Raw genomic sequence first — 12,840 nt, forward strand, 5'->3', positions numbered from 1 at the left:
TTAGTTACATCTTCCAAATAAAAACCTCCTTACTTGTTCTTACTATCTTTTTTATAAATACTTTTAAATGTTCTATTAACTTCCTTTTGATCAATAGGGGGCGTGCAAGTCATTGCCCAAGCACTTACTAATCCATAAACCAGGTTAGCATCGACATACCGACGTAATAGGTAACCTGTCAAAGATGCTAATGTTTGATTGCGTTCACCTTCACCAACTCCAAAAGCAATTTCACGCCAATATGAACTATCGCGTTTATGAAAATGATTTGAATAATCGACAGTTATCTGCTCATCTTCGTTTAGATACTTCTCAACACACTTCTCTAATTGGTCACGTGTAATAAATGGTGCATCATTGATATACCAGTGATAAGGTTTATTGTTATCTTTGATAGTTGGTAATGCTGACAATTGAATAGACTTAAAACATGATTCATCTATTGTTTCACCAATATATTTTGATATTGCTTTAGTATATTTGGTATATTCATCTGGTTTTACAATGTCATCAATTGGAATTAGTAGCCTAAATCTCGGACGTAATTTTTCATTTTCTTCGTCTTGCACATCTCTATGTCTAAAAGTGCTATACATGAAATAAGCAAAATGTTGCATTTTACTTTGAATATTTTCAATAAAACGATTCATATCGTCTATATCGTCATAATCCAATGAAAACACTTGTCTATACATTACATTTTCATCTTTTCTATGATGTTGAAGAATTTCGCCCGTTTCATCATCTACACCGTCAGACACATCACCATAAATCGCTAAACCATTGGTATATTTATTATGGCTAATGGCTGGGCGAGTTAACCACTCGCACCAGTCAGACCACATTATATTTTTTACTTTTTCAGTTCCTTTTGCGTAAATATTTTGATATACTAATATATGAAGTTCATCGTTATATTTTAAGTTGAACATTAAACAAATTCCTTTCTGTAATTTTTAATACCTATGCGTTATCAGTTCTGTCGCCAAACTTCGCTGATGACGCTTTTTCTATGTCACGGATTTTTTTCATAATGTCGTCAAAATCTCTCATATACATAAGCATTAAATCAATGACTTGTGTGTTTTTGATACGATGCTCGTGATATTTCCAGCCATGCGTATATATTTCTTTTTTAGTTAACATATGATTAGGTTCATGTGTGAAATACTCATCATCAAACCATACAAAAGATGTTACAACATCATTAATTTTCTCTTGTACTACTTCTAAATCATCAAATAAATTTCTTAATTCCCACTCCATTATTGCTTAACTCCTTAACTAATTTTTTTATTATAAATTTCTTTAGCTTCAATTAAACTTTCTAAAGTACGCTTACAGTATTCTATTTTCTCCAAATCTTCACGACTGAAGAAACTTAACTGACTTTGACTTTCAAATATAATTTCTTCTTCATTTTTAATAATCCAGTTGATAGCGTTCATGATATTTTGTTTATTCACATCTAATTTAGCAGTCATTGTTTCACTCCTATTTGTAGAAATTGATATATTCAGGTCGATTTTTCTCAATCGCTTTAATTAATTTTTCAATCTCTAATTTAGCAAGATACAAATTATTCAAGTCGTCCTCACGTGAGAAATAACTGATCTCTTCAGGCATATTGTAATTTTCGTCTACTTTCATTTTCTTTAAAATGTTTGTCGAATATACCGCCATTTGAAGCATCATTTCAAAATCTTGTATCATATCTAAAATGTCCATTTCTCCGATGTACGTATCATTAACGCTATGTTGAATCATATATGATTGAATCAATTCAAATTCTTGTATTCCTCTATCATCTTTACTTAAATTTCTATTTTTAATACGGTCACTGATTAACATTAATGCTACATTTCTACCATGTTTCTTTTTAAATTCTTTAATTTTCATCTTATTTCACTCCATCAAAATTATTTTCAATTTGTTGCATAGCCCACTCAATGATTGCTTGCAAGTGTTCCTCACGATTTACTGTCTCAACCCATTCATTGTGTCCTTCTTCAAAACGATGTTCATATTCTGTTGCTTTATCCCCAACAGTTGTTCCTAACGTTGTATAAATATCTTGTATAATTTCTTTTTGTTTTTGTTCCATCTTCTACACGCTCGCTTTCTTCTTTTTCTTTTCTTTAAGTTCGACAATTCGATTAATATCTAGTTCCATACACGCAATAGCTATGTTAGGACTAACCTCAGGAAAATGTTTCTTAAATACGTCAGGTGCAATATTTAAAAGTAAATTCCCTTCAACATCTCTCACATTAAACCAACCGATCACGCTTTTTGTAATCACTACTTGTTGTTTCATGTCTTTATCCTCCTAAATTGTGCTAAATAATTTCTTAACATTAATCTGTTTTAAATCATTGTTGTGTATATCCATGTGAGATGTAATTTTCTCCATGAATTCATCTACATCAGATTTCTTAAATCGATATGTGCTGCCTACCATGTAATACTTGAGCCCGTTATTAATAAGTAGTTCCTCGATTGTTGGTTTACTTAAATTTAGGTATTCAGCTAATTCTTTGTATGTCATAAAGAATTTTTCTCTTGCCAGTTCATCTACACGTTCATTAATAGCTTGCTCTAATAAAGCACGTGCTTCATCTTCATCAATATTAATGTTGAACATGGTTTATGTCTCCTTTTTCATTATTATCAATCCCAAAAAATTCATTAGGTGTAATTTTAAGAAAATTACAAACTTTCAAAATCGTGGAAGTATCAGGGTTCTTAGTCTTTTCATGATACAAACCGTATAATGTTGTTTTTGCTATTCCAGTACCTTCAAATACATCAGCTATTGAAAGTTTTTTTATAGCAAGTATCACTCTGAATTTATTTTCCATATCATCTCACTCCTTTATAACAGATATTTGTAATATTTTTTTGTAGTCTGTTATTAATTACATTGTATACTCGATAAAAACAAATGTCAATACTCAAAAATATATTAGTGAACTCTGTATTTTTTTAGCGACTTATAGTAACATTATTGTGAAAATAAAGGAGGTAAAAAATATGATACAAAGTAGATTGTCTGTATTGATGGCTGAACGAGGTCTGAAAATTTCTGATTTATATGAAGAAACCGGAATATCAAAAACTACTTTAATGGCAATAGCTGAAAATACTGGTAAAGGAGTTCAGTTTGATACTGTTGATAAATTGTGTAATTTTTTAGGCGTCACTCCGTGCGAATTTTTCGATTATTCTCCATATATAGTTGAAACCAAAAAAAGTAATTTTAGCGAAGGTCACATAGATGGATTTGAAATCAAAATAAAAAAACAACATTACGAAAAATATTTCAACATAGACATGTTTGTTTATAGTGGAGATTCGTATGATATACCTTTAAAAAAAGGAGAGTTCGCTTATTACATCGCTCTAGTATTACAAGAATCAGATCATTACACTGAAAATGAATTTTATACGTTTCTTTCCAATATGAGCATTTCTTTCCGAACAGAATTCATCAACAAACTAATCACAAAAGTTAAATCACAATTAAAAGACTTGGTTACAAATAAACAATCTTCCGAACTTATAAGTGGTTACACGAATATTCAATTTCGATTAAATGATTATATCGCTTTGAAATTATTTCCAGATAGTGAATTTGAAACCTTAAAAAAATTCCGTATTAAGTAGGTGTCTCTATGGCAAGCTATGACCAAATCGCTAAAAATAACTGGCGTTATCGTATTTCACTTGGTAAAAATACAGAAACTGGCAAATACGAATACATATCTAAGACTGGTTTCAAACGTAAATCAGACGCTAAACATCAAGCTGAAATGATTGAACGTCAATTAAGAAATGGTGATTATATTGCCCCTTCTTCTAGCACCTTCAAACAAGTAGCTGATGATTGGCTTAAACAGTATGCTAATGATGTAAAAGTAAGTAGTGTCAGAGCACGTGAGAAAGCCATACACCACGCCATAGAGCGCTTTAATACTAAACCAATACAAAGTATCAAGAAACATGATTATCAGCGCTTTGTAGACGATATGAGCGCACAGTATAGCAAGAATTATGTTGATAGTATTGTGGCTTCTACTAATATGATTTTTAAATATGCGTATGAAATGCGATTAATAAAAGCATTGCCTAGTGCGGGTATTAAACGACCTAAAAAGAAGGTAAGCGTGGAAGAATTAGAAGATATTGAGATACACAAAAAGTTTCTTGAAAAAGATGAATTATTTCAATTCCTGGAGGTTGCTAAGTATCACCATTCACCACAAAATAGCTTTGAAGTGTTTACCACATTGGCTTATACTGGCATGCGTGCAGGCGAGTTGTTAGCGTTAAAATGGTCTGATATAGACTTTGAGAACAACACGATTAGCATTACTAAGACTTATTACAATCCGAATAATAATAAAAAGCATTATCAGATACTTACACCGAAAACTGAAAGCTCAATCGGTAAAATCTCAGTCGATCCCCACGTGATTCAATTACTCAAAGATTATAAGGTAAACGTCCAGGACACATGGAAAAATGAGCTTTATGTAGATAATAATTTTGTGTTTACTGATGTGAATGGTTATCCACTTGTGATTAAAAAGCTGCAATTATGGATAAAAGCTATACTTAAAAAGACTGACATAACTAACAAGCAAATAAGCACGCACTCATTCCGTCACACACATTGCGCCCTACTTATAGAGGCTGGCGTACATATTAAGGAAATACAAGAAAGACTACGCCACAAAGATATAAATACCACAATGAACATCTACGCAAAAATTACCAACTCATACAAAAAAGACGCTTCCCACAAGTTTAGTCAACTCATGGAAAACGTCAGCAAAGAATTATTTTAAGATTTTTATGTCATTATTATGTCATATCGAATGACCAAACGCCTTTAAACCAACGTTTATTGGCGTTTTTACATCATACCTGGCATGCCACCCATACCTGGATTATCATTATTATCTGGTTCAGGGATAGTTGCAACTACTGCTTCTGTAGTTAAGAACATCGCAGCAACACTTGCCGCATGTTGTAAAGCTGAACGTGTAACTTTAGTTGGGTCTACAATACCTTCTTCAAGCATGTTTACCCATTCATTTGTCGCAGCGTTAAATCCAACACCTGCATCTGCATGTTTTAATCTTTCAACAATAACTGAACCTTCTAGCCCAGCATTTTCAGCGATTTGACGTACAGGAGCAGATAAAGCTTTTAGTACGATGTTAACACCTGTTGCAACGTCACCTTCAGCTTCGATTTCATCTACTTTATTATAAATATTTACTAATGCAGTACCACCGCCAGCAACTATACCTTCTTCAACTGCAGCACGTGTAGAGTTTAAGGCATCTTCAATACGTAATTTACGTTCTTTCAATTCAGTTTCAGATGCAGCACCTACTTTAATGACTGCAACGCCACCAGCTAATTTAGCTAAACGTTCTTGTAATTTCTCTCTGTCAAAATCAGAATCAGTTTCTTCAATTTGAGCTTTAATTTGACTCACACGTGCATCAATACTATTGTCATCTCCATCACCATCGACAACTGTAGTATTATCTTTTGTTACTTCAACTTTATTAGCACTACCTAACATATCAATTGAAGCATCTTTTAATTCTAAACCTAAATCATCTGTAATAACTGTAGCTCCAGTTAAAATAGCTAAGTCTTCTAACATTGCTTTACGTCTATCACCGAATCCAGGTGCTTTTACTGCAACTGCAGTAAATGTTCCACGCATACGGTTTAATACGATATTTGTTAAAGCGTCTCCTTCAACTTCGTCTGCTACAATTAAGATTGGACGACTAGATTGAACAACTTGTTCTAATAAAGGTAAGATATCTTGGAATGAAGAGATTTTTTTATCTGTTACTAAAATATATGGTCTTTCTAACTCAGCAATCATTTTATCTGAATCTGTAACCATGTATGGTGATTGATACCCTCTATCAAATTGCATACCTTCAACAACTTCTAATTCTGTATCTAGTCCATTTGATTCTTCAATGGTAATAACACCATCATTACCAACTTTATCCATTGCTTCAGAAATGTATTTACCAATTTCTTCATCTGCTGCAGAAATTGCACCTACTTGTGCGATTTCATTTTTATTTTCAACTTTTTGAGAAATATCGTGTAGAGCTTGTACAGCTACTCTTACTGCTTTATCAATACCCTCACGTAATCCTACTGGGTTAGCACCACTTGTTACGTTCTTCAATCCTTCTTGAATCATTGCTTGTGCTAATACAGTTGCAGTTGTTGTACCATCACCAGCAATTTCGTTTGTTTTATTAGCAACTTCTTGAACTAATTTAGCTCCCATATTTTCATAGGGATCTTCTAATTCAATCTCTTTAGCAATTGTGACACCATCATTTGTAATTAATGGTGCTACATATTCTTTATCTAATACAACGTTACGTCCTTTAGGTCCGATTGTAACTTTAACGGCGTTAGCTAATTTATCGACACCACGTAACATAGCTTGTCTTGCATCTTCAGAAAACTTAAGGTCTTTAGCCATTGATTATACCTCCATTGTTTAAAATAGTTTATTATTACTTATTAATTATTATTTATAAATTTTAGTCTTCAATTATAGCAAGTAAATCTTCAACATTTAAAATTAAGTATGTTTCATCTCCACGTTTAACTTCTGAGCCAGCGTATTCCTGGAATACAACTCGATCTCCTTCTTTAACCTCTGGAGCAACCTTTTCACCATTGTCTAAAACTCGTCCAGTTCCAACAGCTACTACTATACCTTCGTTAGACTTTTCTTTTGCACTGTCAGTAAGTACAATACCACTTTTAGTTGTTTGTTCTTGTTCTTTGCGTTCAATAATCACACGATTTCCTAATGGTTTAAGCATGATCGTTCCTCCTTAACAGGTTCCTTTTTAGCACTTAAATATAATGAGTGCTAATCTATATTTTATATTAATCAAATTTGGTCAATTTTTCAAGCGAAAAGGTTATCTATATTTTGTATAACATACAAATTTACGATAAACTAACTAATGTTGATTATTATTTTTGGAGGAATAGAATGAAGAGAATTTGGGTAGCATTTCTTACCATTGTTATTTATGCATTAGCACAGTTCTTACCCTTACTTGCACAGCAATTACCTTTCTTTAAAGATTTAAAAGGGATGGAACTTGCAAAAGCTGGCGTATACACTCAGGTTATTTTATTTGTAATAGCAGCATTATTAATAATTTGGTTAAATAGTATTATAAAAAATCCAACAGCACTGGAGCGAGGTTATAAAGAACCTAAACGCTACATTTTACCTTGGGCTTTATTAGGATTTGTTGTCGTGATGATTTATCAAATGGTAGCTAGTCTAATCACTATGTGGTTAGTTGGACAACCACAACAAAGTCCAAATACTGAAAGAATTATGGCAATTGCAAAACAGCTTCCAGTTTTCATATTATTAATCTCAATAGTTGGCCCAATTCTAGAGGAATACATATTTAGAAAAGTTATATTTGGTGAAATCTATAATAAAATTAAAGGAAATCGAATTGTTGCGTTCTTAATCGCTTCAATAGTAAGTTCAATTTTATTTGCGATAGCACATAACGATATTAAATTTTTCTTCATATATTTTGGTATGGGTATGTTATTCTCTCTTGCCTATGTTTTAACTAGACGTATTGCGGTTCCAATTATCATTCATATGTTACAAAATGGTTTTGTAGTGGCAGTCCAATTTTTCTTTGGTGACACAGTTAAACATTTACAAGAACAAAGTAATTTTATAATTCATTTTCTATTTTAATAAATGAACGCATCTATTAATCTCATCATTTCAAATGACAATAATAGATGCGTTTTCTATTTTAGTTTTTAATTTTCCTATAAATAAACCTACCTGTAACACCTACGAAAATCATAATTATAGATGTAATTAAAGCAATATTTATGTTTTTATATTTGGCTTTATTTTCCGCTTCTTTACTTTTTTCATTGGTATCTATAATTTTATCATCATCATGGCTCTGAAAATCTGCATCCTCTTTTTTTTCTCTATCACTTGGCTTTTTCAATTCAGGCATAGATCCGATTTCTCCAGTTATAAGTGCCAATACTTGCTCATCTAAATTTTTATAATACTTTTTCGAATTTAAAGGGTTAAAATATTCAAATCTGAAATAGTTAGAGCCTTTTTGTAAATAATCTAAGTATTCATTATTAAATGATTGTTTTCGGAAAAGCCTGTAAAAATCTTGATTCGAGATATACTCATTATTATTTCCCAACCGGTTTACCTGATTTATAATATATGGATTGTATTTATATGAACCAGTTGCTAAACTATTTAGTCTATTTAATAGCATTGACTTGCTATAAAACGGAACTTCACTTTGCATATTGTCATTATTTGAATAAGTTTCAATATGATTTTGTCGATGATTTTGTTGTAAGTTATCGCCATAGTGCCATTGATTAGTATTAGACCCACTCATAATTGATTGATTTTGATTTCTGTTAGAATGAGATGTCGAGTTGCCATTATTTTTATGTGGGTAAATTTGATGAATTATAGAATCAGATACACTGTTGTTGTGGTGATTAGAACCAGTTGAATGGTTTCCGTTTGTTGAACCATTATTATTATTAAAAACGGGTTTATTAGGTTTTACTGTATCATTGGTACTTGAGTGTCCTGAATGATTGCCAGGATAATTACTATTATTATTTGAATTGCTATTGGAATTATTTTGCGAACCATTATTTGATCCATTTGATCCAGAATTTGAATGATGATCACCTTGATTCGAACGAAAATTCCCATCATGTTTAGGTGGTTGTTGATGATTACCACTGTCTCCTAGTTTATTTCCTCCATCATCTTGCTCGCCTGAGTCATTATTCCCTGGATTGTTTCCATTGTCGGGTTTGCCTGAATCATTATCTCCAGGTTGTTCTCCGCCATCTGGATTGCTTGATGAATCATTGTCTCCTGGTTGTTCTCCGTCATCCGGTTTTCCTGAATCATTATCTCCTGGTTGCTCTCCGTCATCTGGATTGCTTGATGAATCATTATCTCCTGGCTGTTCTCCATCATCTGGGTTGCCTGAATCATTGTCTCCTGGTTGTTCTCCATCATCAGGATTACTTGATGAATCATTATCTCCTGGTTGTTCTCCGTTATCCGGATTGCTTGTATCGTTGTCTCCAGAATTATTTGTGTCATCACCATTATTTAAATCAGTATTACTGCCTGAGTTACTATTATCAGATGAGTCACTTTGATCCACAGTATTATCACTATTTTCATTAGCATCATTCTCATTATTTGATGATGAATTGCTTTCACCGCTATTTTGATTATTATTATTTTTTCCTAATTCAGTTGAATCTTGGGTATCAGATTGATGATTTTCATTGATGTTATTACTACTATTTTGACGTTCTTGGGTATCCGTATCAGAACTAACATTACTACTATCGACTTCATTCGTAGCTTGTTGATTACTTTCTGCAGCTTTTACGATGCTCTCATGCCCTAGCATAGATGTGCCTATAGCTAAAATGAGACCTGTATGAGCTATTTTCTTTTTCATCAATCTTCCACCTCCTTGTTTTATAACACTTACAGTATAAAGAATATTTACATATAATGCATTGAAATAAGGTTAATGATAAAAAATATTAATATATTTGACATTTTTTGTTAAAAAACATTTTACATATTTAAGTATAATATTTATACTAGAGATATAACTTATATAAACAAAGGAGATTTAATATGGGCTTATTTAGCAAATCAAAAACAAAACCATTTTTACAAGAAATCGAAGATAGACGTACTATCTATAGCACTGAAACAACAATTTCAATTAGTGATAAAGAACTAGAAGATATGATAGAACATATTATTAAATACACACCTTCAGCTTTTAATTCTCAATCTACTAGAATCGTATTGTTATTAAATGACCAACATCACAAATTCTGGGACAATACTAAAACAGTATTAAAAGATGTTATGGTACCTGACCGTGATTTCACTCCAACTGAACAACGTATCGACGGATTTAAACATGCATATGGCACAATTCTTTATTTCGAAGACGAAGATGTTATTAAAGGTTTACAAGAACAAATGCCAAATTATGCTGATAACTTTGCTAATTGGTCAGTTCAAACAAACGCAATGCATCAATTTGCAATTTGGACTGCATTAAGTTCAAAAGGAATTGGCGCTTCATTACAACATTACAATCCTTTAGTAGATCAAATCACTACACAAGAATTTGACATCCCTGCTTCATGGAAACTTGTTGCTCAAATGCCATTTGGTGACATCCGTGAAAAAGCTGGTGAAAAAGAAATACAACCAACTAACAATAGATTAATAGTTAAAAAATAATCTACATTAATTGATATCGATTAGATCAACAATTCAAGACTCAGTTTCTATAGGATTCATTTCTATGTTGAAATTGGGTCCTTTTTATATTTATTTTCAAAAATAAAGCATTTTAATCATGACTTTCAAATTTTGATTTTCTTATTCTATTTTAGTAAATTAGAGATAATCATGGGATGAGGAGATTTTTAAATGAAAATACAATTATTTCAATTTTATGTATCATACGGCAATGTAGAAAAAAATGAAAATAAAATAAAAAATTGGTTCGAAAATAAGTTGGAGGAAGATACAGAGGTTGTTGTTCTTCCTGAAATGTGGAATAACGGATATGCATTAGATGAATTAAATGAGAAAGCAGATAGAGAACTTAGTAGAAGCTTTCCCTTTATTCAATCCTTAGCTAAACAATATAACGTCGATATTGTAGCTGGATCTGTATCAAATATTAGAAATAGCAAAGTTTATAATACTGCATTTACCGTTTCTAAAAACGGACATAGAATAAATAAGTACGATAAAGTTCACTTAGTCCCTATGCTAGATGAGCCGACATATTTAGAAGATGGCAAAGCGGTACCAGAACCATTTCCTCTATCTTCAGGTACTCAAGCTACACAAATTATTTGTTATGATTTAAGATTTCCAGAGTTATTAAGATATCCCGCGCGTAATGGTGCGCAGATAGCTTTTTTTGTAGCTCAATGGCCAACACCTAGATTGAATCACTGGAGAGTCTTACTTCAAGCACGTGCAATTGAAAATGACATGTTTGTTATTGCTTGTAACGGTACTGGAAATGACGGTAATACTGATTACGCTGGTCATTCAATGATTATCAATCCAAATGGTGATATATTAGCTGAATTAGGCCAGGATGAGGACACAATCGCATTAAATATTGATTTAAATGAAGTTGATGTTCAACGTGAAAATATTCCTGTATTCAAAAATTTAAAACCAAATCTATATAAATAGTTACTAATCTGTATCCAATTTTATGGATACAGTTTTTTTACAAAAAAAGTCACGAGCTTGGGAGGAACTCGCGACTTTCATATTAAGGGAATGTTTTTACAGTTATTTCAATCTTTTGGGGATGTTATTAATTATGAAAATTTTACGATAGCTTACATCCTGAAAATATTTAACTTCTATATCTTACAATAGCTAAGTTAAACACTTTCCACTGAGTTTAAACTTCAGTAACTTTACTTTGTTAATTAATAAGTTGGGATGGCTTATTAATTAACTCGTTTAACTACACGAAGAAAACAAAGTAAGAAACTTCATATAAACAAGAAGTCACTTTAGTAATAATAACCAATGGGACATTACTACTATTGCAATGGTTTCATAACCATTAATAACACTTACAACATATGGTAAAGGTGTCAATAATTTCGCAACTACAAACAAAATTATTTAACTCAATTACCAAACAATAACTATTAAATTTAAAGACTAAGATTATTAAGTTTTTATCACTTGTAAGTGATATGAGTCTATTTAAACACAACCTATTAATAAATAATTAATTATTTCTTAAATCGCATTTTTTTATACATAACTGTAATATTTTATATGTTAAAATATTACTTGTAATTTCAATATAACAGTTAAGTATTTATTTTGAACAGTTAAGCATAAGTACCCAGACCAATTGCACTAAATTGTATAATTGATATAAGGAGAGTGGCACACCATTGAAAGCAATTGATAATAAGATTGAGCAATTCGCATTATATTTACAACGCAAAAATAATCTTGATCATATTCAATTTTTGAAAGTAAGATTGGGATTACAAGTTGTTGTAAGCAATCTAGCAAAAACAATTGTGACATATGGTGTTGCACTTATCTTCCATACATTTCTATACACTTTATTTACACATGTTAGTTATTTTTTAGTTAGACGTTATGCACACGGTGCACATGCAAAATCATCATTGCTATGTCATGTTCAAAATTTAGCTTTATTTGTAGCGTTACCCTGGTTGCTAGTATATTTTCAAGTGAATCTGGGTATTATGTATTCTGTAGTTGCAATTGGGACGGTTTTAATTATTTACTATGCTCCTTCAGCAACTAAGAAACAACCAATTCCTAGTCACTTAAAAATGAAAAAGAAGTTATTATCAATCATCATAACAATGGTTTTATTAATAATTTCATTTTTAGCACCAGAACCGTTTAAGCAATTAATTTTATTAGGAATTACACTTGAGAGCATTACATTATTACCAATCTTTTTTCCTAGGGAGGATAATTAATTATGACAGTATTAGTAGATTTAATCATTAAATTATTTACATTTCTTTTACAATCAATTGGTACAATAGCTTCATTCACTCCTTGTACTACTTATTTTGATGAACCAGAAGTACCTGAGGAGCTAACAAACGCTAAATAATGATAAAAAAGTGTAGAAAGTGTGT

At 31.5% G+C, this 12,840-nt stretch carries 18 protein-coding genes; 7 read left to right on the forward strand and 11 right to left on the reverse strand.

All coding sequences use genetic code 11. From position 1 onward, the window contains the following. Positions 1 to 29: 29 nt before the first annotated feature. The 8 genes from AC1RRU_RS08505 to AC1RRU_RS08540 are packed head-to-tail and all read right to left on the reverse strand — an operon-like array spanning position 30 to position 2,861. Complete coding sequence (locus tag AC1RRU_RS08505) at positions 30 to 932, reverse strand: primase alpha helix C-terminal domain-containing protein (RefSeq protein WP_180552245.1); 903 nt, start codon at positions 930 to 932, stop codon at positions 30 to 32. A 31-nt stretch (positions 933 to 963) separates the two neighbouring features. After that, positions 964 to 1,266, reverse strand: coding sequence for a type II toxin-antitoxin system toxin TscT (gene tscT / locus AC1RRU_RS08510; RefSeq protein ID WP_161387270.1), 303 nt, complete (start codon positions 1,264 to 1,266; stop codon positions 964 to 966). Positions 1,267 to 1,280: 14 nt separating this feature from the next. Next, positions 1,281 to 1,484 carry a hypothetical protein gene (locus tag AC1RRU_RS08515; RefSeq protein WP_070860617.1) on the reverse strand — a complete coding sequence of 68 codons (204 nt, stop codon included), beginning with the start codon at positions 1,482 to 1,484 and terminating at the stop codon, positions 1,281 to 1,283. Positions 1,485 to 1,494: 10 nt separating this feature from the next. Continuing rightward, on the reverse strand, positions 1,495 to 1,899 hold the full coding sequence (locus AC1RRU_RS08520) for a hypothetical protein (protein ID WP_070860618.1): 405 nt from the start codon (positions 1,897 to 1,899) through the stop codon (positions 1,495 to 1,497). Position 1,900: 1 nt separating this feature from the next. Then, positions 1,901 to 2,104 (reverse strand): type II toxin-antitoxin system antitoxin TscA, encoded by a 204-nt coding sequence (gene tscA, locus AC1RRU_RS08525; protein WP_053035644.1) that lies wholly within the window; start codon positions 2,102 to 2,104, stop codon positions 1,901 to 1,903. Between the two features lie 3 nt (positions 2,105 to 2,107). Next, positions 2,108 to 2,317, reverse strand: coding sequence for a pathogenicity island protein (locus tag AC1RRU_RS08530; protein WP_070687806.1), 210 nt, complete (start codon positions 2,315 to 2,317; stop codon positions 2,108 to 2,110). A gap of 12 nt (positions 2,318 to 2,329) precedes the next feature. Next, a complete protein-coding gene (locus AC1RRU_RS08535; protein WP_053035646.1) occupies positions 2,330 to 2,644 on the reverse strand; it encodes a helix-turn-helix domain-containing protein in 315 nt (104 codons plus the stop codon). Next, entirely contained in the window at positions 2,631 to 2,861 is a 231-nt protein-coding gene (locus AC1RRU_RS08540; protein ID WP_053035647.1) for a helix-turn-helix domain-containing protein, read from the reverse strand. The genes AC1RRU_RS08535 and AC1RRU_RS08540 overlap by 14 nt, the downstream gene beginning before the upstream one ends. A 172-nt stretch (positions 2,862 to 3,033) precedes the next feature. On the opposite strand from AC1RRU_RS08540, the gene AC1RRU_RS08545 reads away from it, so the two are divergent. Together AC1RRU_RS08545 and AC1RRU_RS08550 are read left to right on the forward strand one after the other, a co-directional pair. Continuing rightward, a complete protein-coding gene (locus AC1RRU_RS08545) occupies positions 3,034 to 3,666 on the forward strand; it encodes a helix-turn-helix domain-containing protein (protein WP_070860620.1) in 633 nt (210 codons plus the stop codon). An 8-nt stretch (positions 3,667 to 3,674) separates the two neighbouring features. Then, positions 3,675 to 4,850, forward strand: a complete 1,176-nt coding sequence (locus tag AC1RRU_RS08550; RefSeq protein ID WP_161387272.1) for a tyrosine-type recombinase/integrase — start codon at positions 3,675 to 3,677, stop codon at positions 4,848 to 4,850. 68 nt (positions 4,851 to 4,918) lie between these two features. Here AC1RRU_RS08550 and groL read toward each other — a convergent pair whose 3' ends face one another. Further along, complete coding sequence (groL, locus tag AC1RRU_RS08555) at positions 4,919 to 6,538, reverse strand: chaperonin GroEL (protein WP_011275310.1); 1,620 nt, start codon at positions 6,536 to 6,538, stop codon at positions 4,919 to 4,921. 61 nt (positions 6,539 to 6,599) lie between these two features. Continuing rightward, positions 6,600 to 6,887, reverse strand: coding sequence for a co-chaperone GroES (gene groES, locus AC1RRU_RS08560; RefSeq protein ID WP_016931053.1), 288 nt, complete (start codon positions 6,885 to 6,887; stop codon positions 6,600 to 6,602). 176 nt (positions 6,888 to 7,063) lie between these two features. Between groES and mroQ the strand changes: the two genes are divergently transcribed. Next, complete coding sequence (mroQ, locus tag AC1RRU_RS08565; RefSeq protein ID WP_016931054.1) at positions 7,064 to 7,804, forward strand: intramembrane glutamic endopeptidase MroQ; 741 nt, start codon at positions 7,064 to 7,066, stop codon at positions 7,802 to 7,804. A 61-nt stretch (positions 7,805 to 7,865) separates the two neighbouring features. On the opposite strand, the gene AC1RRU_RS08570 is transcribed toward mroQ, so the two are convergent. Next, positions 7,866 to 9,593: an SdrH family protein gene (locus AC1RRU_RS08570; RefSeq protein ID WP_049394747.1), complete on the reverse strand. Its 1,728-nt coding sequence runs from the start codon at positions 9,591 to 9,593 to the stop codon at positions 7,866 to 7,868. A 185-nt stretch (positions 9,594 to 9,778) separates the two neighbouring features. Between AC1RRU_RS08570 and AC1RRU_RS08575 the strand changes: the two genes are divergently transcribed. The 4 genes from AC1RRU_RS08575 (at position 9,779) to agrD (ending at position 12,815) form a co-directional block, all read left to right on the forward strand. Continuing rightward, complete coding sequence (locus AC1RRU_RS08575) at positions 9,779 to 10,402, forward strand: nitroreductase family protein (RefSeq protein WP_016931056.1); 624 nt, start codon at positions 9,779 to 9,781, stop codon at positions 10,400 to 10,402. Between the two features lie 192 nt (positions 10,403 to 10,594). Further along, positions 10,595 to 11,380 carry a carbon-nitrogen family hydrolase gene (locus AC1RRU_RS08580; protein WP_016931057.1) on the forward strand — a complete coding sequence of 262 codons (786 nt, stop codon included), beginning with the start codon at positions 10,595 to 10,597 and terminating at the stop codon, positions 11,378 to 11,380. A 728-nt stretch (positions 11,381 to 12,108) separates the two neighbouring features. Continuing rightward, a complete protein-coding gene (locus AC1RRU_RS08585) occupies positions 12,109 to 12,675 on the forward strand; it encodes an accessory gene regulator AgrB (protein WP_011275304.1) in 567 nt (188 codons plus the stop codon). A 2-nt stretch (positions 12,676 to 12,677) separates the two neighbouring features. Beyond that, a complete protein-coding gene (gene agrD / locus AC1RRU_RS08590) occupies positions 12,678 to 12,815 on the forward strand; it encodes a cyclic lactone autoinducer peptide AgrD (RefSeq protein WP_011275303.1) in 138 nt (45 codons plus the stop codon). Positions 12,816 to 12,840 lie beyond the last annotated feature (25 nt).

The sequence above is a fragment of the Staphylococcus sp. GW821-FHT11H10 genome, assembly GCF_058807855.1.